Raw genomic sequence first — 23,665 nt, 5'->3', positions numbered from 1 at the left:
TGCTTAATGGGAAGAAGAGGCAGTAGTTGTTCTATATAGCTTTTTAGGCGCTTCGTTATACGAGCATAAGGCTCCAACCAAGATAGAGACTCTGTTTTTATGCCGCAGTCACGACACTTAATCCTTCGAGTTTGAACGGAAAGTTCGACAGGAACACCGAGCAACATGGCCTCTTTCACATGACGCCATTGATACTCATGGATAGCCTCGGCTTCAAGACCGCAAAAGCATTTAGCCTCAGAGTTCGGTTTAAGAGTTAGTGTAATAAGTGATGCTGTCTGGTGAGACTTTACTATTTTAAAGCCTTCCCAGAATGACGATAGGAAAGTATGATTCGGCATGAAAACGGTAGTTTGTGTATGATTTTTGTTTGGCGACTAAACCATATCACTTACTACCGTTTTTGTTTTTAGTTCCCGCTAATCCGCGATGAACCTTTTTTTTTGGGGGGGGGGATTGTTACTTGTTGATAAACACACGAAGTGACTCTCTGTAAACGTCAATACGTTATGAGAGGCCATCTTAAACTGACAAAGAAACAAACTTACGTTTATAAGCTTGTGATCATCGTTCTAATAGAAAGCGCACACCATCATGGAGTGCGCATTAGTGAAAATCTATTTAATTTTATACGTTACATCGGTAGACCAAGATTCACTATTTTTAACAATCAATGTCTTTTCTAAAGAATCTAGTGCTACCAACTGAGGAGCTAAATCAGAATGGAAATTATATTTAACGGTAGAGAACTTCGAGTTTTCTTCACGTAACTGCCAATAGCCAACACCTTGATCAAGCTTAAATACTAGCTCTTTACCCGACCCTAACTCCAGCGTTAGTAATCGTCTATGAGCGATATCAGAACGCTTGTCATGGCAGATAACTTTAGGCTTTATCGATGCTTTATGTTCAACCCACACTTCGTAAGCTTCAATAAACTCATATTTATCTTGCCAGTCATGATGCAGGTAATTCCCCATTGTTTGCTTTTCATGATAGAGCGTCTCAATGACTAGTGATGTGATTGTTTTCGTTCCTTGGCAAATAAACCCTAACAGTTGAGTAATCATCAACATTGATGAAGGGCTTTGAATATAACGGTCGCTATATTTAACCGCCACAATCTTTTCAGCCGAAAGGAAGCTGAATAGTTCTAAATTGCTGCCAAAGATTCCGTTCCAAAAAGCAGAGCCAAATGAACTCAGCTTGCCATTGAATTGGCTTACAATTTCAATCGTATCGGTCAAATTCGATGTGTCACCAATAGAAGAGGATTCGAGAACTATCTTGAACGCTTCACTGGTTTGTAATGGCTCCTGCTTTGTTAAAACCGCAATGCCATTCGCAGTGTGCCATTGCTCACCTGGCTCAGAGTTTCCGCTCGCTGAACTTGCGATAGTCACTAGACTTTCGCCATTGCTCAGTTGAGCAACAATTTGAGGCTTAGTTTGTTTACCAATGGCAATTCGTGCACCAAGCGTTTGAAGTGTCCAAAGATCTTCCTTCGTTTCCTCTGTAATGTCCTCGTGCGGAATTACTATCGTCACGTTTATGTCGTCTGAAGTTAGATAGGTGATAATAGAACGCTTAAAAATAGGATGTGTAAGATCCCACTCCGATTCATCTTCACTTAGCCATACCGTTAGACCATCTGCACCATGGTTGATTTGATTTCTTATTGCGGCTGACACAGATGTAGGTTGATAAATAGCGCCGACAAAGGATCTTAACGCTTCTGGCACTTCATTGTGCAGCGCAAAATCAGTTCCCAACCAATCTCTGGCTAACTGAGTATCTATATTATCAATATCATAGCGGGTATCAGACTCTAGCAGACAGTCACTACAACCGCTTTCACAGTGATCACAACTTAGTCCATCAACCATTTTATTTAGTATTGACTGGATATATTGATTGGCTGAGCTAGCAAACCCAGCTCCACCTGCTATCGAATCATACAACTGTATAACCAACGCAGAGGTACTTCCTTCAATAATGGAAGGTCTTACAGCATAACCAATTTCTGATGTCGAAATCCCTAACTGTTTAGCCAATGCAGAGCGAAGAGAGATCGCTAACGTCGTCGCTACTACTCGTCCTTCAGTGGTATCGTCAATGTACTCATTTCTTACAGGGTGCGTTAAAACTAGCTCGAACACGTCCGTTTTTGAATGACATCCAAGATGAATGCCTTTAATTATCGTCGTAGAACCATCGCAGTTAACCTTGCCATCTCCTTTCTTATCTTTCTTCACCGCTTTTAGAGGTCGATGAGGTTCGCTAGGATTGAGTATGCTCGGATAATCACCATTTTTAGTGAGCGATTCTGCTCGGCCACACGTCATACAAAGGGCATACCCTTTACCATGCTCTCCTGATGAATGGTTAAACACGGTGCCATCAGCGCTTGAGGTCATAAACCCCATCGCGCTATTAGGTAGATCGATATGCGTGGCGTCACCTGTCGATACCCATGCATCTTCAACCGGGATATATTTTTGCATCGAAATGTCATTTGAAGGTCCATGATAGAAGTCGGTTGCAAAACCTGTTGGCTGTAAAACCTTCCTAATGTGCTTACCTTTTATCGGTGCGCCACACAAAGAGTTCGTACACTTCATCTCTAAAGAAGAGGCTGACACCGTCTCTTCATAACCCGTTTGACCACAAGCATCACAACGCCATGCCATATCAAATTTTTGCGCTTCATTGACACCTGAATCAGAGGCATTATGCCAATGCAGTGTCACGCCACCAGATCGGAAAACACGCCCATCCAATACAATTTCTGAACCTGGGGAATATTCACGAATTGCAACAGCTAGGTTACGACTTGGTAAGCCTCTAAATCGAGAAACGTTATCCTCTCGCTCATTGCCTTTTTTCTCTTTTCTTTGCTTTTCACGAATGAAGTCTTCAATATTATTATTATCAAAGTTCACCACATCCGTAGGGAATCCGTAACCCGGTAGGAACGCCTTTGAAGCGAGCTCTCTTAATAAATACTCTTGCCCTAACCTTACTTTTTCAATATTCAGGCGATAAGCATAAGGAGTATCACTATCAATGCCCTTCAACTCACTAGCAATATAGTTGTAATCAGCAAACCATGTTTCTCTAAGCTTCTTGATAACCTCAGCGGCATGAGATCGTAAAATGCTAGGTTGAGTACCGGCAAGCCCGGTACCTCGAACTAAAGCTGATACTTCACTATCAAACAACGCACCATCGCTCTCAAGCCAAGTTAACAGCGCCTCACAGATAGAACTCTCTTGAGGTAAGTAGAACCACTCCAAATTTAAAGACGTTGTCTCTTTAGTCGTTGAACCAATTTGAGTTTTCAAAAACAGAGACAGTAATAATGAATTAACATGACGCTGTATCAATCGCTGAGAATTGAACGCCACGTATGGTGCTGGAATTTGTGTGACAAACGGCCAGTCTGGTTGCTGAAAAACGTGTTGGTCATGCGGGTTTCCTTTACACAAAGTGTAAGAAATTGCCCGTGACTCCTTACTTCGGCCTGCACGTCCTGCTCGTTGTAAATAGTTTGCAGGATGTGGTGGTACGTTATTCATCACAACCGCACTAATACCACCAATATCAACACCCATCTCCATGGTAGTCGAACAGTTTAGAACGTTGATCTTCCCTAATTTAAATAACTTTTCGTACTCATTAAGGCGATCAGCACTTTGCTGCGCCGAGTGTTCAGCCGTTCGATAATACAGGCCGCCTTCTATTGCTCGGTCATTAATATCCGTCCACAAATTGTGTTCACGTAAATACTGGACCTTTGGATCATCCGCTACCGTGCTACGAATATGTTTTAAACCTTTTTGGAAATCAAATTGCTTGGCATCGACTTCCCACACACATGGGAAATCAACCTCAATACATTGGTACTTACTAATGTCTTCTAATTTACGAGGCAAGTACGGAGAAAGACCTTTGAACGTCGTATCGATTAACTTGTTGGTAACGGGGCAAACAAACACTTTATCGATGAACGAGAAAGTGAATTTTTTACGATCCAGAGCAAATCGGTTGTTATCCGCCGACAAAATACGCGCATTAATCGTTAAATCACGCCATACAGCGGTGAGCCAAGCGTTAATAATGTCTCGGCCCTGTGTAGAGTTTGCATCAATCGTCGATGTCGCGGTAAGAAGTTTCACTAAACGATTATGATTGGCACTGCGGATCTGCGGCCATTTTTTCACACGGCCTTCATTGGCTTCATCTGAATCTGGATTGCGCAACGCTTTCGAAGCAAAACGGCTCCCCACCCACTTAAGCCAACCGCCTTCCTCTAGACGCAAGTAATTGTTCTCTCGAACAAAAAAGTCCAAAGAGACTTTGACAAAATCCAACCAATCCTTAAGCGTATAACCGTAGTCTTCCCAATGTGCAGGGCTACTTTTTATTTTATCTAATCCGTCATAACTTACTTTAACCATACCCTGAGTTTCAGAGTTATTTTGTCTTTTAGGTCGACGAGAAAACTCTCTAAAAAGCAGCATATCGGCAAGTTTGGTACTGCCATCAAATGTCTTAAATATTTCAGGAGAAAGATACTGGTTGTATTGGAACATCGCCCCATTAAAATCATTCATTTTGGCGAGTTCGGTTACCATTTCATCCCAAGGAATTTCCACGAGTTTAAGCTCAGCTCCACCACTGTTAAGGGCTTGGGCTTTTTCTTCCAGTTGATCCGCCATGTCGTTCATACCCATGGCTCTTAAACTAGCAGCTTGCGCTAACATAGCTTCTGCCGAAACGCCTTCCGCGGGTTGATCATTGCTTACGGGTTGATCGAGCTGTTTTTCACGTAATACCTCAACCACAGAGCCACGTAGTTTAGAGCGCTCCGCCTCTTGCTGCATACGAACTGATAAACGTGCAGTACCCTGCCTACTATCAGTAAACGTGATTAGGCGTCGACCTCGTGCCGGCAGTGACTGTGGCCCCTCAGCACCAGAGGTAGAAATATCTGGGCAGAACTCCAACAAGGTAGGAACAACGTTGGCAATATAAAATGGGGCGCCTAACATCGCTCGACGAAATGGAGAACCTTGGTTGTAGCCTTCAAAATTACAACCACAACACGATTGCTGTTTAGCAACGTCAAACATCAGAGAATAGCCAGGCTCCACCGAGCCGATAACCCCTTCTTTGCTGATATTTATAGCGCTATAAAAGCCCTCTTCGTCTTGCTTAGAGCCAAACATTTCCGGGAAGCGCGCGCTATCATCAAGCTGCTGAATCTCAATATCATTTTCTTCAGAAAAGTCTTGCTGAAGAGAGAACTCATCCCCCGCACTGCCATTCCACTGAAGTAATTTACCTTTCTTATCCAAGCCCATCAGGTGAGGTTCATTACACTCTAGGCAAAAGCTCAGTTCTAATATTGGTGCACCACAATCACACTTTTGTCTCTGTACTGAATACACATAACCAAATGGCCAGCCTTTTTCCAGCTCCGTACCTGTTTTGCAGCTACAGTTACTATCAACACAAGACCACAAGCCATTGGTCATACGCTGAAAAAAGTGTGCTCGAAGCTTTAAGAAGGCTTCAGACTTCGCGTCTTTTTTTGTCCCTGTAAGCAAATCTAACCAACATAATAATTCGTGCTGACTAATTGTGGGATTGCCCAACTTCTGAGCCGTTTTCTTATTGATTTCTATTAATGTTAAAGGCGTCTCGCTTTTCACAATCACATCACGAAGCGCATGGGCGAAAGTACAGCTTTGAAGTGCAGAATAACGTGCATCCGAAACGTCTGGATCACGCTTTTTAGCCTCTTCTCCATCGGGTTCGATAGCCTCTATTTCAGTGAGAGACATAGATTCCGACTCAACAAAATCAAGCTCTGGGATCACACGGCGACCACCAATCACCTTAATCTGCTCTTTCGGTACATCCGCGAGTTTTGATAAATACTCTTGAAGCTGATCATTCGCGTTAGCATCGGCAATCGTTGCTGACGTGGCGACAAATCGGACGTTTTTAGCTTCCACACCAAATGCTTGTAATACTCGGCGAAGTTGAAGTGACAACTCTGCAGCTTGTGAACCTACGTAGGTGTGCGCTTCATCAAGCACTATCCAACGTAACGACTTTTCTTGTCTTGACCGTTCAATGATTGGCGCATCAATTTGCCTCACTAGCATGTACTCAAGCATCGTTCCATTCGTTACGAGAATCGGTGCCGGTTCCTTACGCATTAGCTCTCGCGATAGTACCTCATTGGGCCTTTCACCTTGGGCTTTACGCATCTTATTTTCGCTGTTCTCTGTATTGCCGTTATACAGACAATAGCGAATGCTGTTACCGAAGTGCTTCGTCCAGGCATCTAAACGTTCTTGTTGAGAGTTAATCAGGGCATTTAAAGGATAAAGAAACAGCGCTCTTACCCCCACTAACGGAGCTTGCGTTCGTTGCTGTTCTCGGTACAAATCTTCAAGTACTGGCACCATAAAACACTCGGTTTTACCCGAGCCCGTGCCTGATGTCACAATCGCGGAGTGTGGCTTTTCATCAAGCAACGTTTGCCAAGCTTTTAGTTGGTGCTTGAAAGGGTTGAAACCAGACTCAAAACGGTAGCGATCATTGGATTTATCATCCAGAGCGTTGATGACCGCTTTTGACAATAAGCTTCCTTCTAGGTCTTTGACTTTTGGTGTCGCATATTCCCAACCGAACGTGTGTTCAAACAATGGTGGCGCAAGAAACGCGTTCTCTTGCCCGCACTCTGAAGACATAACCTCACTTAAATGATTACGTAAAATAGGATCGGTAATACCTAAAACACTGAGGGTAGATTCTTTAGCTCGTGAGATAGACTGCTCTACCAAATCAGTAAAATAACGCGTCATAACAGATCCTTATTTAGCGAGATTACAAAAAATAGTGACAAACAAACGGTATACTGGCTCAAACCAGTCACGGTCAAAGTCGCGTAACTTTCGAAGATGAAACACGGCTTCCACAGAGAAATGCTCTAAAAGCTCTTTGGGCACTTTTCCACAAGCAATCGCTGCTGCAAAAATAGGCCAATAAACCACGCCTGATTGAAACCCTGTATTGGGTTTAAAATCAAAAGGAAGCAGTTTTAAGTTTTGGCACCACATACTAAGCTGTTGACCCAACTCCGTTGGCCACTCATCGTCTTCGCTGTGGGTATGCAAGAGATCTTGATACCACCCTTGCAACATAATTTGAGTGATTGGCGCAGGAATATTGTTTACTTTGCCCGTGAGCAGTAGCTCTTTAATTGAAGCATCATTTAAAATGGGAACGACATCGCCAAGCTTATCTACTTGCTGCTTAACCAACTGTTCAACCATAGAAGCGTCAATGCCAACTGCAGTCAGTGTCGATTTAGACAGTGAGATCGCATGCTGCCAATCTGCTATCGAAATCTGCTCCCACAATAACGGTAACTCGCACTCTAGTTGCGATACCCACTTCTGATTAAACTCCAAACGGAACAGTGCGACAGCAAGGGCACGATAATCGCGAACTAAATGACGCCATACCTCAAAGGTCGACATCGGCAAGTAGCCATAGTTTTTGTTCGTGGCATCAAGATAAGCCCAACCACTGTGCGTCCAATCGTTCGCCATCAGTGTGATCACATCACCAATCACATTCGGCTCAAAGCGTGGGTGGAATAGCTGAGAAGCTTTTTGAAGAGTGGTGACCTCACCCTCTCGCACGTTTGGTTTGCCTGCAAAAAACTTAGCGCGGAACGCAACATTTCGCGTATCATCAGCCGATTCACTCGGTATCACTAACCAAGGCCCCTGCTTGTCTGGATCAGATAAAAGAAAATCAGGTAAATCAAATTCTCCTGTTTCTACGCCTTCACTATTTCGGCTGACTAAAGGCAATACCTTTTGTTCAGGGTTAGAGAGCGACATCAGCACTGGTTTTACTTGGCTAGCATCAGTCACAACGGTTGAGCGAATCCCAACCGTATTTTCACTGCGATCATGCTCTAAATTAGTCGAAAAGTGGCTAACGACATAACTCAACGTTCGCCCAGGTCCAGTCACTCGAAGTTCAACTTCACTGTCTAATGATTCCGTCATTGAGAGCAGCTCTAATATCGCACTTTTGATGCTATATAAGCTCACTTCAATCGGTTGGTTTGTTACTTTGTAGTTCCACCGAAAATAAGGAGAGAGCTGTCGATTTACAATCCTGCGCCCTTTAGCACTTAACACCGCTTCCAATTGAAAAGTGGCTGGTATTCCGTGTGTTGAGAACAAAAACAGTCGGCTGCCCAATAGTTCATCAACCGCTAATCTTGGTGCTAAGGTTCTACCTGATTTACTGTACGCAACGGCCCCTCTTGCGGGGAAAGGCACTTCAATGGTAATGGGCTTAGAAAGTAGGCTTGCTCGAACTTCTAGTTTAATTTTTGCTGGTGGTTTACCCGCAGCCATTATATGAAGCTCTTTTGCGCCGTTTTTACTGCTCATTGATACTAGCTCAATGCTTTCACTCAGTAACTTACAAGTACAAGGTGATGTGGTATGTAATCGGATAAACCCTTCATTTGGTTTATTGCCATTTTGAATTTCGATATCAAAATCTTTAGGTAAAATACCTATGCGTTTTTTCAGCTGTACTAACCCTGCGTTATCTTTAGCGGTCAATAATTGGCGACCGTAGCACTCACCTAAACTCATAGCGTTTAATGAGGCGTTATTAAGAAATACCTCGACTGATGATTCACCGCATAGATCGCTAAATTCTTTGTTATTAGAGCGGCTGCTTTCAAGCTTTCTATTTTCGACAACCGATGGAACCCCCTTAAATACCAGTGCAGGAACCGTTTTGTATTTTAGCTGTTCGCCTCTTAAGGTGTAGTCTCCGGCATCAAAATCGTTAGAGCTAGACGTAAGAACATATCGCTCTGAGCCTCCAGAAACTACCTCACACTGGCCTTCAAACTGGTGTACTAGCAAAGAACCAAAGGTAAATTCAGATTGCTTTAACTGACCATAGACTGAGGTTATTGTTGCTCCCTCAGGCAAGGTCACCGCTAGATTCGACTTGTTTGTGGTAAACGTCGATTGACTCAGTATCGCCCACTTTTCCCCACTCTCGACTAACGTTAACGGTGACTCCCCGACATCAACAGAGCTATCTGATAAACGAATTTCACCTAATCGGCAACCCGCTTGCATGGCAACAATGTACAGTTCACTGCTTGGGTTGTTACGACGAATCTCAACTATAGGGTTACGGATGCGAACACTCATACCGTGTCCTAGCTCGTTAACATCAGGTTCACTAGCGCTTACATCAGAAAACTGAGCAAAACCTGTTCCTAACGATGCTATCTGGTTGTCCCCTTCGTACACAGCAAGGTCGACACGACTTGATATCACAGATTCTTTTGCGATATCGAAATGACATTGATGAGGTAAACTAATTCGTGAATAGATGGCTTGGTTCGCAAAAGACGCAAAGTGGTGGCACTGTAGCTGTTTTCGAACACGAGCAACTTTGCTCACCTCTTTTGATGCCGTTGATAGCAGTTGGCTCAAAAATGCCGATCCGGTTTCATCTTCCAATGGCAGTGGAAAGCTCTCACGCCAACGTGGAAACTGCGCATCCAAATAGTGCGCTGGGTTTGCTTGGCTGTCTAATTCAAACTGATACACCAACGCATCCAGCTTGTCCGCCATGTTGGCGATGAGTGTGACGGTCGTGTCGGTTTGCAATGTTTCAGGGAAACTGGTGATTCTTGAACGAATCAAGCTATCGACGGCGCGTTGACCAAAAGCCCTTGCTTCATGAAAGCGCTCAAAAATAGCAAAAAAAGCTTGTTGATAATGGTTAGATTGGTGGGAATGAATCTCTAAAGAGAGTAGGTTTGACGGTAAGCCACCTTGGCGGAATACAGAGCCGACATAGTCATTATGGTTTTCACTAAAGCGAGCCAATGGTTTTTTCCAATAAACCGTCACGCCCTTAGTAACCACGTTACTCACCTGTGCAGGTGTAAGCTCAAAACCCAAGCTTTCAAAAATTGGCTGCCAGCTCCAATCACGGGTATATTCACGGCGGAACCACTCCGCACCATACAGCACAAACGCACCACACCACTCGTTCGAAAATGTATTTTTAACCGCAAAGTGAGTGCTGCTTTTTAGCAGCGCCTTAAGCGATAAATACTCTTGCCCTGTCATGTGGTATTGGTACAAACCATCACTTGAGTTTAACTTGGCTAAACTGTTGATTCTCTGGGATTTAAAATCAGTGAGCCAACGGCCAATCGATGGCGCTCTTTTTAAAGAGAGCGTGCCTTTATTTGATGAAGGGCTTGATGAATGGCTTGATGAAAAACGGGCGTGGTCGGGTGCTGTCATAGTGCTACCTATAGAAACAAAGTTCATGCTAAAGGTACGCTACCTATAATCGGTCGTATTAATAACAATTCTTTGTATAAAAAATACCAAGTTAGTCCAAAATCCTACCTGATTTCGGCCTAACTAAACGGTTAGTAAGCTTACAAAAGCAGAGGTTGTTTGATTTGCATATAGAGAGTGTGACACTAGTATTGAAACAACTTAACGTCACTTCCCTATTTTTTGTTGAATCCTGTATTGAACTGAGTTGCAAAGTCCAAACATTCATTGCTGATATTTTGTTGATTGCGTGCCGATTGCTCCCAGCTTTCCACCTTGGCAGAGAAAAATTCAGAGTAGAGGAAGCGGCCATATTCTTGTTCGCCATGATCCAATAGCCCCTCGATCATAAACTCAGTCACGTATAGGCCTCTTTCTTCGCAAACGGAGGTTAAACCAATAAGAGCGGCCATAGCATTAATAGCGGAATTGTCTGCCCCAGTAATGCGCGACTCTGTTGGGTCTTCTGCAAAAACTAACGTGCTGAACAGAGCGATTAGGGCGGTGAGTAATACTTTTTTCATTCATTATTTCCGAATTCAATAAACGACAGAATTAAGTATAAATAATCGGTATCTAAGTTTTGGAATAATCGTTATTACAACCATATGCAGCATGGCTAAGGCAGTGAACCTGCCTTAGCCATTTTTCTAGCGGCTTAAGTAACGAAAAGTGACGTGACTAGGCTTTCTCTTCGGCCTTTTCAGCTTTCCTTCTTGCCGCGTCAGCTTTTTTAGCCGCCTTGGCTAAGGCTTCAGCCTCGGTACGAGCTACGGCGATGCGCTCTAACAGTTTGTCGGCGGGTTCGTCGGTTGGGTCTTGCGCCACCAGCTCACCACGGAAGGCTTTTGCCAAAATGCTTTGGGTTAAGTTATCTACCCTCGCCTGCGCTTTTTTCACTTGCGCTTCAATGGTGTCAGCGAACGCGAAATATTGGTCGACTAGGCGAACGATTTCTTTTTGTTCAGTAACATCAGGGACCGGAATTGGATACTCACGAATAACCTTCATGTTGACTCTTGGAGCTGTGCTGCCGATAGTTAACTCTCTAACTATTCGAAGAATATGGTCTGAGTTAAGAACGATTGTTAAAAATTTAGATGCAACTTTTTCGTTAGTTCTAATCACAACCATTCTTTGTCCAAGACAGAGTTCAACACCTTTAGGGATTTGGCATGCGATACCCACGGTGCCTTCCCTGCTATATAAAATATCTTCAGATTCAGGCTTCAAACGAGAAGTTCGTTGTGCAAACACCTCATCATTTACATAACCTTGTTCTGAAAGATCTAAGTAAAACGGGTTAAATGCCGTTGTGCGAACACAATAACGCCCTTCATCAGACCATTTAGGCGTTGAATGGGGGCAATCTACCACATGGCTTGTTACCTCATTTAAGTTAAGCGTTACCCATGGCTTCAGACTTTGCCCCCCACGCCACTCTTCCGTCAACTTACCCGACACCGCAGAAGCGAGTACCGATTGGCGGAAGCGTTTTAGCAAATCTGGGATGCCATCTAGGCGGGCTTTGATGGTGTCGACCTGTGCCAATACCTCATTGAGCTTTTCAACAATGCGTTTTTGTTCGGCTAGTGGGGCAAGTGGCATTTTTAATGTCTTGAGCTTAGTACCATTGACGTTTGGTTGCCCTATACCAGCTTTTTGTTCAGATATCTGTTGCCAGTACGAAGGTGTATGCAGAAACTTAGCCAAATATTTTGGCAAAGTGCCTTTGGTTAGTCTCAATCTAATTAAGTAAGATGCATAAACAGAATCTTCTACGGCGTGTTCTATTAGAAAAGATTTACCTACAGTAGCTCCCGTCCTAGCAACAACAATATCGTTATCTTTGAGACGAGATGACTCATATTTAGATTCATACTTACAGTACGGAACTGATGACCAGTCCACTCTGTTATCTTGAATGTCCGTAATTCTTAGTAGCTGTAAATCGCCCTCGAACGGATCTGATTTAGCAGTTACCCCATAGCTGACATCGGAGGTAATGTCATCAATAGAAACTTCAGCCCAACCTTTCGGTAACTCACCCATTACTCTGCCTCCGGCTTTTCTGCCAAGCCAAAGGCTTCTTCAAGTAATTGCTTTTGCCCTTCGGCTTCATCATTCGCGCCAAGTGCTTGCATCAGTTGGTAAATTTCAGACATAGCTTCGGTCAGCTCAGCCATAGCTTCACCAGCTAATACTTCTGGCTCTGGCAGGTTTTCTGCGCCAGTCGCTTCTAGGTCTTTTAACCAAGAGATATCTAGACTGTCGCCTTTTTGGTCACGAATGTAGTCACGACTGAATTTGCGGAAACGTGCGCTATCTACCTTGTGCGCTTGCTCGCTGACGTTCTCAACACTACCTTCACCTTCTGGGTAAATAGCACCCAACGTCTCGTAAACGCCCTCTTCACGAGTTGATTGACCATTTTTGTCTGTACCATAAGCATTGATAAAGGCTTCAAAGTGCTTTTCAGTCAGTGGACGGCGTTTACCAAAGGTGTTCATGTTGGTACGCATATCGAATACCCATGTCTCTTTGGTGCAGCCTTTGTCTTGGTTCTTGTTCTCTGGCGTGCCTTTTTGGAAGAAGAGGACATTAGTCTTGACGCCCTGTGCGTAGAAGATACCTGTTGGCAAACGCAAGATGGTGTGCAGGTTACACTTATCCATGAGATCTTGACGTATGCGTGTGCCTGCGCCTGACTCAAACAACACGTTATCAGGAATAACGACTGCGGCACGGCCACCTGGTTTTAAGTTGGTGTAAATATGCTGCATAAAAGCGAGCTGTTTATTTTGCGTCATATGAGTAAATTCACGGCTCACGCCTGCGCCTTTGGCACTGCCAAACGGAGGGTTGGTTAGAATAACATCCGCCGATGCTAAAGTTTCACCATCACCACTTAGGGTGTTACCTAGCATGATTGGCCCTTCGCTGTTTTCTGGCCCTTCAATGTCGTGCAATAAGCAGTTCATTAGTGCCAAACGGCGCGTACCAGAAACTAGCTCTATACCTTGGAACGCTTGGCGCTGTTGGAACTCGATTTGTGGTTGAGATAAATCGTCGAGATCATCTGTCTCTGCTTTAATAAAACGGTCAGCGGAGATCAAGAAACCCGCCGTACCTGACGCTGGATCTTGGATGACTTCGCCAAAAGTGGGTTGCAGTAGCGCGGTCATGGTGTCGATGAGCGGGCGTGGCGTAAAGTACTGGCCTGCGCCTGATTTAGTTTCACCCGCGTTCTTTTCTAACAAGCCTTCGTACATGTCACCAAAATCTTCACGGCTAGAGCCATACCAATCGAGCTTATCCATGCCTGCTATTAGTTCTTGCAGATGCTTTGGTTTGTCAATATTGGTATTCACGTTGGCGAAAATAGCGCGAACGATTGAGTGCTCATCTTCACCCAATTCCACCAACATGCGGCGATAAAATTGTAACTGATCTAAACCATTTTTGGCTTTCAGATCTTGCCAGCGAATGCCTTCTGGTAGTAACTCTTTTTTGTCGTCCAGTTCGTCACACATTTTAATGAATAACAGCGATGCCAGCTCGGTGACGTAGTCTTGATAGGTGATGCCATCATCACGCAGTACGTTACACAGATTCCACAGCTTGCCGACGATTTCATTGGTATTCATATTCTTGTTCCTAATGAATGGCTGCTGACTAATGAACAATAGACTTATTGAGTAATAAACTCATTGGGTCATGAACACTCAGTGCCAGTTGAAAAAATAGGATTGGCACATGGCCAATCCTTTAGTTAATGGTTTTATTATTCAAGCCTTCCGCTTGCTGTATACCAGCGATGCTTGGTTATTAATGGTCGCTATTCTACGCGGATTCACCCCATGTCGCATCCACCAGATCTTTCATAATGATGTCTAATTGACCATCTAGATCTTTGTCTGCTCGGCTTTTGCCACCTTTGGTTCGCAACGTACCCACTTTAAAAGAATCGTCGTTGAGAACTAAGTCTTCACGCATTTGATTCACTATACGCTTTAACCACTTTTGTTGGGGTTTCGTAAGCTTATAACGCGTTGTGATGGTGTCTTGTGCATGGATTAAGCGCTCTTCAAACGGGACTAACGGGCTACCAATAGCGGCTTGGCGAATTAGGCCGATAATACGCGCAGCCACATCTTCTTGTTTGGCGGCTTTACGTGCCTGTAGCAAGGTTTGCTCGTTAAACTGTTTCGTTTCCATTTTGCTTAGCAGTGAAACCAAATCCGCCTTCGTCAAATCGCGTGGGCGATTCACTACGGTGTCTAATGCGGTGACTTTATTTTGGTTTTCTTGTACAAAACGCTCAAACGCCGCTAAATACTCTTCTGGTTTTTCATAGCCACCCCAGTTTTGTGTGACCGTCACTTCACCCACATCCCCTGAGTAGATGAGCGGTGCTCTTTCACCAAAATTGATCGCTTGGCGCATGGCTGGCTCACGATTGAGTATCCACGGGTTGCTTTTTATTGCTTCTGCGGCCGCTTTTGGCCCAAGCTGATGCAGGTGCTTAGGCAGTTGCTTAGCGCTTTCTAACTCAGGGAAGTTGTCGCAGACCAGTATATCTAACTGGTTTAGCTCGGCGGCAACGCCCTCTTTTTCAAGTTTAAGCTTATCAGCCTTTTTCAGTGTTCGGCCCAATTTTACAGTGAACGCATCTAACGACTGCTGAGCAAAGCTGTTGCCGTCGCTTTGTGTATAATCGTTTGCATCTGGGCAAGCCATCTCTTCCACCAACTGCTCTAAGCTCAAGTTGGGCTTATTTACGACGGGCTTCATTAAGTTTTCAGCCCCAAGACGCTCAATGGTTTCAGTAAGATTCACCGCATCAAATATTCTGAACGTCTGCTTGTTTATTTCATCACAGGTACGCGTCGCGCGGCCTTTCATCTGCTCGTAAAGGATTCGGCTTTTCACTTGGCGCAAAAACACTAGGTTACTGATTGGACGTACATCAATACCTGTGGTTAACAAATCGACGGTAACCACAATATTGGGTAATCGTTCTTTACGATAACGAGTAATCAGTGATTCAATCTGCTTGCTATCGCCACTGGCTGATTTACCTGTGATTTTGATAATGGCATCATCAACCTCGTCACCCAATTTGTCTCGGTAGGTCTCACGTAGCATGTTTACCACTTCGTCAGCGTGAATGTCGTTAACACAAAAGACCAGTGTTTTGGCAGGCTGTGTTGGATCGATATATTCTGGTAGTGCGTTACACACTGCTCGATTAAATTCTGGAACCAGCACTTTTCGGTTAAAGCCTGATATATCAATATTAAGCTCTTCTGGGAGCACACCTTCAATGATCTCGCCATCCACTAGCTGATCTACGGTTGCCCCTTTATCAAACTGAACACCCTGCTGGGTCAGTTCTGTGTCGATAATGATTGGCGGCTCTTGATCCACTAGGCGTCCATCTAATACCGCTTGATTGAAGCGATATTCGTAAATAGGTTTACCAAAGATTTTCATGGTGTTGGTGGCAGGCGTTGCAGTTAAGCCGATCTTCAATGCGTCAAAGTAGTCGATCACTTGGCGGTATTTCGATTGGTATTCTGCTTGATCTCTAAACAGCATTTCACCTTCGGTTTGTTCGGTGTCTTCGTTGTAGCCTCGGTGTGCTTCATCAACAATAATACAATCGTACATGCCTGGAGTGAGCGGGTTGTTCTCACTTTGTAGCATTAGTGACAACGATTGTACGGTCGCTATTTGGATCCACGGCTTATCGCCTGCTTGGTCGGTTTTTTCACCTAACTCATAGAGGTTATAGTGATCGGCCAATGGCATTTGGCGAATACGATACTCTTTAAACGAGTTCACTGCTTGCGTGCCCAATGAACGTCTATCAACTAAGAACAAGGCGTTGCGGCATAAACCGGAGGTGAGCAAGCGGTACATGGTTGCCCCTGCGACACGGGTTTTACCTGTACCTGTTGCCATGGCGACGAGTAAGTTCTCTTGCCCTGCTTCGATGGCATCTTCAATGGCATCAACGGCAAGCTCTGACGGTTTGAATAGGTCGAGCTCTTTTTTGTCGTGAGTTTCCAGCCAATCCAACGATTTCTTGCGGTTTTTACATAGCTTAGCTTGTATGTCTTGCGGTGAATGGAAGGCACTTAATACGTGTTGTTTCGTACCATCTGCATTCGCACACCAAATCCCGCTTTGGCTTTTCACCTGTTGTAAGTATTCGCGGCCATTTGCTGCATAAAGAAACGCAATTGGCTTGAGTTTTTCGTCATCACGCAAAGTGCTGTTGGCAGCCGTCGTATATTTCGCTGCTTCCTCTGCGACGTTTTGTTCATAGTTTTGCTTTGACGGTAAACTTAGTGTTTTGCGTTTACTAGTTTGAGGGGGTTCATTAGCAACAGTCAACGTGAGGTCGTGATCTATCGCGTATTGTACATAATCAAACTGGTCTGCGTAGGTTTTCGCCTGTGGTAAGGCATCCTGCACGCTAAGCGCTTTCTTTTTCGCTTCAACAATCGCAACCGGCTGTAAGCCAATAAATAAAACGTAGTCAGCGCGTTGTTTGGTGTCGTTGAACACCCACTCTGCAATCGCTCGGTTCTTACCAGCTTCTGGGCGAGCGCCTTTTCGGTAGTCCAATAACTCACTGTCTGCTTCCCAGCCAGCTTGGTGTAATTGACCATCAATAATGAAGCGAGTTTCGGCTTCAGTAAGTTCAAATTTGTTCTTTTTAAGCCCTGACTCAAACTCAACAACTTGCGCTTTTTGTTGGTCTTGGCTGAGTGCTTCAAATTGCAGTTTCTGTTCTAGAAGCTTTGCTTCTAATGCGGCAATACGATCTTGGGCTTGTTGCTCCGTTTCGGTTTTTTGACTCTCTAAAATGGAGATATAGCCCTTTAGATCAACAATCTTGTCTTGTTTATGAGCTATCGCTTCTTCAGTATTCGCACTTTTCTCTTGGAAAGCCTTGAGCTGCTGCTTCAGCGTTACTAGCTCATTTAAAGCTGCATTGTCTTGCTGGGGCTGAGGTTGAATGAACGCTGGTGTTGCTTCATTGAAGTTGCCGCTTTTGAGTTTGTAGTACCAAAATGCGATATGGTGAGAGAGCGCTAGAATACGCACGGCATCATTTGGGTTGGCGTAGTTCTGATGTACAGCCTTATTACCGACAATTCGAAGCTGTTGAAATGGTTCAATAATGCTAGGAAGCTTATTAGTTTCTCTTAGCGCTTTAATAAGATCAATTTGCTGCTCTGGCAAAGCTATGTTCATACCGACCGCAATACTTCGAGCACACATTTCACCAAACATGCGGGTTTTGACCATAGTAATGTTTGGATCATTGTGAAGGTTTTGCTCTGCAGATAGCAGCGCATTAAACATGTCTGGGCTGATTGTACGGAGAAACTCAAAATTCGATGTTGTCATTGATGGCTCACTTGTCACATTACTGAACATTTCTTTGCTCTAATTTATTGACTAATAATACAATTATTTTTTTCTAACGTAATCCGATAACGCTGGTTATGAGCTTCTGATAACGACTTTATTTCGAGTTTATTTGCTATATCACTCGGTAAAGCGTTTTTAAGCTTACGATTTATCGTTGAGCATATCGGTTGTAAGAACTCGCGAGCCATGCCGACTAGCGAGCTAAAGTCTCCGTCTTTGAAATCTTCAGGCGTTGTTTTGAAAGTGTCAAAAACGCGTGGGTCTTTAGCTATCTCAAGATAGGTATTTAAAAACTCTTTGCTGTAGGTTCCATCTGAATCAAAATCTCTATCGACTAAAACTCCTGAACCTTCTTTTTCCAGTAACCATAGATAAAAGGCACACTCTTTTGCCGTGAGTTTAATGTCTACGCCAACAACAGAGATCAACTTAGCTTTCTTTCGAATGGTAACGCTTAAGTCTTCGTTATGGCTGGCATTGAGCATTCCAACGGTTTGGCTAAAAGAAAACTTTTCCATGGAAGAAATTAAGCTAGGGTCAACAGAGCTTCGCATACGTACAAATGGAATTTCAGCAAGTGTTATATTGGCTTTACTTACATCTACCTCACCCTGCCCATTCTTTCCTGTTACCCATTTAGGCTGCTTGGTTGGATACCAAAAATCACGTACGAATTCGTATTCATCGTCAACAAAAACGTGGCTTAAGGTGTCTTGCTCACGACCAAACAGCGACATGGCGTAGCCAAAGTAAAATGCCATGGTTTTACGTCCACCAGCGAGTGACGCATGAATGGCGACATTGTCATCTTGAGTCAGCTCATACACTTTGTGAGTGATGAAATCGGCCATGTAGGTTTGATCATCGATGGATTTGGCATCATCAATGCTGTTTCCGTTATCATCTTCAATGAGCCAGATATGGCTTTCATCAAACTTAACTGGTGGCATGTTGTATTCATCTAGTAGCGTTTGAAAGTGCCCATCTCGAAATAAGCCATTTTCTAATACGGGCTTACTACTACGTGTTGTGATTACGTAGATTTCATCTGGAAATGGTCGGCCACTTTGGTGAATAGCAAACAGCGTTTCTGTAAGAACTTGAGGGCTTGTGCCCGTTGTAGCGAGTAGGATGTTTTTCATTGGTAAGTACTATCTCAGCTTTACTTTATAACGAGTCAATATCAGTTCTAATTCTTTTAACTGCGTATCACTCGCGCTATCGATGTAGTTTGGTCCAAAAATAAATAGTGGTTCTTTCCATCTAGATTTTTCTTCGAAAAACATTTTGCCTGCTTGTAGTTCTACAAAAATCATTGTGCCATTTGATTCCGGTCTGTTTTCCTTTAAAGTTCTGTCCAACTCTACCCAACCTCTTTGCATATGGAAGCCAATCCATATTTTCTCAGAAGCATTGATTTTCTTTAAACTATCTTTTAATATTGGACGCATTTCAGCGTACTCAGAAATTCCAAACTTTTGAATAAAGTCTTCAGCAGACTTATGCCCTTTTTGAGCACTCTTAAGTATATTTCTTTCACCTTCTTTGCGCTCAGAGTTTGTTCCTTTAACCAGTGCAACCCCATAACGATACATAGCTTCCGTATTACCTTGCTTAGAAGCGACACTAAGTAATTCTTTGTATGATTCATCATCACCCAGTTGGTTTTGTACCTGGGCTTTTGCTAACGTTTGGGTACTCTCCTTTGAGGCAGGTGTAGTAGAGTACTTCGTAGTTTGGAACTCAAACGACCAGAATTTCTCTAGCCATTCCTCAAGCATTCTAGCTCGATCATTTAAGGCTAGCGTGTCCGGCTTGGGCAAACCTGTTTTCGTAGAGTACTGACCAAATTTCCTACTCATCCCTTTAAACGCACTCGTGTTTTCATTTGGCAGGACCTTAAACTTGGTACGTAGAAGTTTTTCACAGAAATACTGCCAAGCTAAGACATGGTCATGCACTTCAACCTGCGCAAGCTCTCTAATTTCTGCGATAGAATTGAAACTTCCGCTAAACAGTCGCTCTGCATTCCATTTGTTATTTTTGTAGAACCTCGTTTCGCCCAATTCACCTCTAAGCACTTCAACTACAATGAGCTTTCCAAGTGCGAAGATAAACACTTCAACATTCTGTGGGTCATTGCTTTTGTAAACATCAACCTGATTAGTAAGACGAGCACCTACTCCAGTTAATACATCATTACTCTCTTGAGGCAGTAAAACCCGAATACGATCGAATTGCTTGCTATAGTTAGACCAAAAATCAGTACGACCGCGCATCTGTTTTATCTGTTGCTCGGTAATATTTAACTGAGCCGAACACTCATCGCCACATAGCTGAGTCACTAAAGACTTTAGTTCATAGTAATCAGAAAGCTTAAAGAGTGTTTTCAGTCTATCTATGGAAGGCTGATCGAAGTAATACCAGAAAGAATGCTCGCTATTAGGTAGGCAGTGTTCTTCTATGAGTGACTTTACAATTCCCTTGCCTAGATTAGCGCTGTATTTAGCTAGTATTTGTTGGCAATACTCAATTCGCTGCTGAGTTGTTTTTAGTGAATAAAAACAACTTTCCAACCAGATTTGATCATCACTTGTGAGAATAGCAGGCGCACAATCAATTAAATACTTCCCTAAATTATCAACGTAATAATTTGCATTGGGCATCATCAGCTTTTTAACCCGAAGAACCGGAGACTGCTTGCTCACATAGCACTGCTTTGCAAGACCTAACCAGTTGGATTCTTTGATGGCTGTTATCCAGCCGATTTTTTGTTGGGTAACGACGTTTAGTCCAGGAACGCTACTAACTATATCCATTGAATCCAATAAAGGTTTCACCATCGTTGTTGGCTGCCCCTCAACGGCTAAACCTGCTTTAAAAAATGCTATATTACCTAATACACCATTGGTACAGATCGCTAGCCAAATTGCCCGGCTAGCGTCAAGTTCTTGGTCTTTGTCTAACCCTTGCCAATGATGATCATTTTCTATGATATCAAGCCACTCTAGTACCGATATTTCACTAGCTTTATCTTGGTCTACGAGCGCAACTAATTGTGCCATGGTTCTTGGTGGAAATTGAGGCAACGGCATATCAGCAATCGCCATTTCGTAGTACTCATCAAATGAGAGAACTTCAACGCTATTATTATTCGGTACGCGCGGTAAGTCGAAGGCAAATAAGTTACTGGCTGACACGTTTCACCTCTGAAAAGTAACCAAGGAACTCATCGTCTCTAAATTGGAATCGAAACTTCACTTTACGATCACTTGGTTCAGCTTTAGATTGATTCGCTTCAATAGGCCCACGGCCTGAAATAGCCACCTTTTCAAAAAATCCTGATTTGTTTTTGAATTCCATACTGCTAATGTACGTCGACACGCTATTCGCTCGAAGTACACTTAAAGACATATTTCTCTCAAATAGTCCTTCCGAGCTTGAGTGCCCTTCGATGACTATTCGCGATATTTCATCAGCAGTAGCTTCCGTTTGAAAAATCACATTAGTATAGATAGGTACAAACTCATTTAAAAACTGCTTACCCGAAGACTTTAATCGATAGTCATTCACATCAAACAAGATCGAATCCATGATTGATATGTCTCCCGTACTTGGGTCAGCATTAACTTCTATTCCCGCACTTTCTAATGCATCGTTAATATCTTTAATGATCACTATTCTAGTGTTCTGGCTCTCTTCATGAACCTCTGAAATTTGTACCAACGCACTGATTAACAACAATGCGAAAATCATCAAAAGTACAGACATTAGGTCACCAACAGAGAGCCAGACCCCAGACTCATCTGTTTCGCTGTTCGCCTGATTGCTACGCAATATAGACATTAAGCATTCACCTCATCTGCCTCAAACTCTTTACGTTGAACTTGAGAGTTAATTAGGTACCCTGCTGCTTGTGATAATTTGTTATGAATCTTACTTGCTGATTCATCGAAGTCTTTAAAGAACACTTCAAAGCTATCATTAGCTCGAGAGAAGTAGCTATCCATTGCTTTTGGCATATCATTAGCGACATTGCTAAATGCCTTAGAGGCGTTGACATATTCACGTTTTAACTTGGCAATTTCCGCACTCATGGTATAAGCGGCGTCTTGAAGCTCCGCCATTTTCGAGGTTGAATTAAGACCAACCGCTTCCGCTACTTTTTCGATTGTGTCAGCAGACTTTTGTAAGTGCTCATGTTGGGCTGTTAGCTCAGCAAGAAGGTTATGACGCGTTTTATATTCTTGCTCGAATACAGTACGGAAGTTATCGACCACGCTGTTTAAGCCATCTCGTTGTTTGCCTAAATTAGATTCTAACAAAGCATTTTGCTGTTCGAAGTAGGCATTCAAATTATCTTGATATTGCTGGCGGAACGCTTCCAACTCAGTTTGTACAGTGGTGGACATTGATTTTACTTTCGTATCAATATCGCCAAGCCCTGCTTCTAATTCTTGTTTCGCGGAAGTCATTAATGTTGTTGCCGCTTGTCCAACACTGTTAAGTACTTCTGTCTGACCATCGAACGCTTCTTTAGATCCATTGATCAAATGATCTATACGTTGCTCAACGCCATCGAATAGTGCTTTTTCTTTCTCTTGTCGTTCATCAAGCGCAGTCTCGATAGAAGACTTAATTCCTTCAAATGAGGTTGCTGCTTTTTGCGCACTCAACTCAAAAGCTTCTTTTTGCTGTGTTAAACCTGCATTTGCACCATCAAGCATGCTTTTCACTTCATCGGCAATCGTTGACATTGCACCTTGTGTATCATCTTTAAAGCTTGCAAGAATTTCTTTGAGTGACACAGCGAATGCCTGCAATTTAACCATTGTTTCTTCTTGGAAAGCGTTGATGGTTTTTACTGTCTCTGCAGTACTAGTAATCACTTTTCCAACGTTTTTATTTAACTCTTCCGAAACTTGATTACTTGCTGTCACAGCCTCGGACGTTTTCTCTAGCTCGACGACAACCGGTGTGATTAGTTCGGTCTTCATTTCAGAGATTATTTCTTGAAGTAGCTCTTTTTGGTTTTGTTCTTTTATATCTTTAAGCGAAGTTAGTTCATCTCTAACCTGGGTAAGTACGGGCGCTAGCTCTTTTTCAATAGAGTGGGTTACCGCCCCAGAAACTGCATCAGCGATATCCTTTGAGTTAAAGCCATTTGCTAACGACTCAAACTTTGACATCATCGTAGCCATGTTACTACCTAGCTGTTCCATTGCTAGAGCAGAGCGATGCTGTGCTTCAATTACGCCTTGCTGACCATCATTAGATAGGTTTTTTAGGTAATCAATCGCACTTACCTCAACGTAGTTGTGGGCTAAGTGTTGTGCGAAATACTCTTGGGTCGTGTTTAATGTATGAGACGAAATTTTCATCCAAATCATAAACATTGCTGAGCATAGTAGACCAACCAAAGAAGTATAGAACGCTGTATTCATGCCCTCGAGCAGCTGCATCGCTGTTGACAATAGCTCTTTTGAGCCGCCCCCCATCGAAAATTCGCTTAACCCTAGGGTAATACCGATAAACGTTCCTGTAATACCTATGCTCGTTAAGATTGCAGGGATCAACTTGTACTTACTTTGGTCTACATGAGGTAGCATCGCATTTAGTGAGGATTTGGAAACCAAGAGGTCACCTTTCATCTCAACGGAAATGGTTTCGCTGTGTTTTTCATTAATAAGTAGATGGGTCATTAACCAATCTTGTTGAGATTGAGTCAACTCGTCAATTTTAAAAAGGCCTCCTTGCTGTTTATCAGCAGTTTTAGATAGCTCATT

10 protein-coding genes and 1 pseudogene are annotated in these 23,665 nt (G+C 43.3%); all 11 read right to left on the bottom strand.

From position 1 onward, the window contains the following. Positions 1-341 (bottom strand): annotated as a pseudogene (locus L1D22_RS19855) (ISL3 family transposase); the annotation flags it as partial. A gap of 276 nt (positions 342-617) precedes the next feature. Next, positions 618-6,881: a DEAD/DEAH box helicase gene (locus L1D22_RS19850; RefSeq protein WP_239830962.1), complete on the bottom strand. Its 6,264-nt coding sequence runs from the start codon at positions 6,879-6,881 to the stop codon at positions 618-620. A gap of 9 nt (positions 6,882-6,890) precedes the next feature. Next, entirely contained in the window at positions 6,891-10,391 is a 3,501-nt protein-coding gene (locus tag L1D22_RS19845) for an STY4851/ECs_5259 family protein (RefSeq protein WP_239830961.1), read from the bottom strand. Positions 10,392-10,606: 215 nt separating this feature from the next. After that, complete coding sequence (locus tag L1D22_RS19840; protein WP_239830960.1) at positions 10,607-10,954, bottom strand: hypothetical protein; 348 nt, start codon at positions 10,952-10,954, stop codon at positions 10,607-10,609. 157 nt (positions 10,955-11,111) lie between these two features. Beyond that, positions 11,112-12,482 (bottom strand): restriction endonuclease subunit S, encoded by a 1,371-nt coding sequence (locus L1D22_RS19835; RefSeq protein WP_239830959.1) that lies wholly within the window; start codon positions 12,480-12,482, stop codon positions 11,112-11,114. Next, complete coding sequence (locus tag L1D22_RS19830; protein WP_239830958.1) at positions 12,482-14,077, bottom strand: N-6 DNA methylase; 1,596 nt, start codon at positions 14,075-14,077, stop codon at positions 12,482-12,484. The genes L1D22_RS19835 and L1D22_RS19830 overlap by 1 nt, the downstream gene beginning before the upstream one ends. Positions 14,078-14,273: 196 nt before the next feature. Next, positions 14,274-17,855, bottom strand: a complete 3,582-nt coding sequence (hsdR, locus tag L1D22_RS19825) for a type I restriction-modification system endonuclease (protein WP_239830957.1) — start codon at positions 17,853-17,855, stop codon at positions 14,274-14,276. 44 nt (positions 17,856-17,899) lie between these two features. Then, positions 17,900-19,021, bottom strand: coding sequence for a CRISPR-associated ring nuclease Csm6 (csm6, locus tag L1D22_RS19820; RefSeq protein ID WP_239830956.1), 1,122 nt, complete (start codon positions 19,019-19,021; stop codon positions 17,900-17,902). 9 nt (positions 19,022-19,030) lie between these two features. Further along, the gene (locus tag L1D22_RS19815) at positions 19,031-21,079 is read right to left on the bottom strand and encodes an EH signature domain-containing protein (protein WP_239830955.1); all 2,049 of its coding nucleotides are present in this window, start codon (positions 21,077-21,079) and stop codon (positions 19,031-19,033) included. Next, entirely contained in the window at positions 21,066-21,725 is a 660-nt protein-coding gene (locus tag L1D22_RS19810; protein ID WP_017034431.1) for an OmpA family protein, read from the bottom strand. Before L1D22_RS19810 ends, L1D22_RS19815 begins: the two co-directional genes overlap by 14 nt. Continuing rightward, positions 21,725-23,581, bottom strand: coding sequence for a hypothetical protein (locus L1D22_RS19805; protein ID WP_345772818.1), 1,857 nt, complete (start codon positions 23,579-23,581; stop codon positions 21,725-21,727). The genes L1D22_RS19810 and L1D22_RS19805 overlap by 1 nt, the downstream gene beginning before the upstream one ends. Positions 23,582-23,665 lie beyond the last annotated feature (84 nt).

Origin of the sequence: Vibrio sp. Isolate34, assembly GCF_022397915.1 — a bacterium.
In the GTDB taxonomy this organism is placed as follows: Bacteria; Pseudomonadota; Gammaproteobacteria; order Enterobacterales; family Vibrionaceae; genus Vibrio.
This window is presented reverse-complemented; position numbering and strand designations above follow the sequence as displayed.

What these genes read in the sequence shown, in the direction of transcription:
- L1D22_RS19850 (WP_239830962.1), bottom strand. Translation starts at nt 6,881, where the DNA reads ATGACGCGTTATTTTACTGATTTGGTAGAGCAGTCTATCTCACGAGCT.
- L1D22_RS19845 (WP_239830961.1), bottom strand. Translation starts at nt 10,391, where the DNA reads ATGACAGCACCCGACCACGCCCGTTTTTCATCAAGCCATTCATCAAGC.
- L1D22_RS19840 (WP_239830960.1), bottom strand. Translation starts at nt 10,954, where the DNA reads ATGAAAAAAGTATTACTCACCGCCCTAATCGCTCTGTTCAGCACGTTA.
- L1D22_RS19835 (WP_239830959.1), bottom strand. Translation starts at nt 12,482, where the DNA reads ATGGGTGAGTTACCGAAAGGTTGGGCTGAAGTTTCTATTGATGACATT.
- L1D22_RS19830 (WP_239830958.1), bottom strand. Translation starts at nt 14,077, where the DNA reads ATGAATACCAATGAAATCGTCGGCAAGCTGTGGAATCTGTGTAACGTA.
- hsdR (WP_239830957.1), bottom strand. Translation starts at nt 17,855, where the DNA reads ATGACAACATCGAATTTTGAGTTTCTCCGTACAATCAGCCCAGACATG.
- csm6 (WP_239830956.1), bottom strand. Translation starts at nt 19,021, where the DNA reads ATGAAAAACATCCTACTCGCTACAACGGGCACAAGCCCTCAAGTTCTT.
- L1D22_RS19810 (WP_017034431.1), bottom strand. Translation starts at nt 21,725, where the DNA reads ATGTCTATATTGCGTAGCAATCAGGCGAACAGCGAAACAGATGAGTCT.
- L1D22_RS19805 (WP_345772818.1), bottom strand. Translation starts at nt 23,581, where the DNA reads ATGACCCATCTACTTATTAATGAAAAACACAGCGAAACCATTTCCGTT.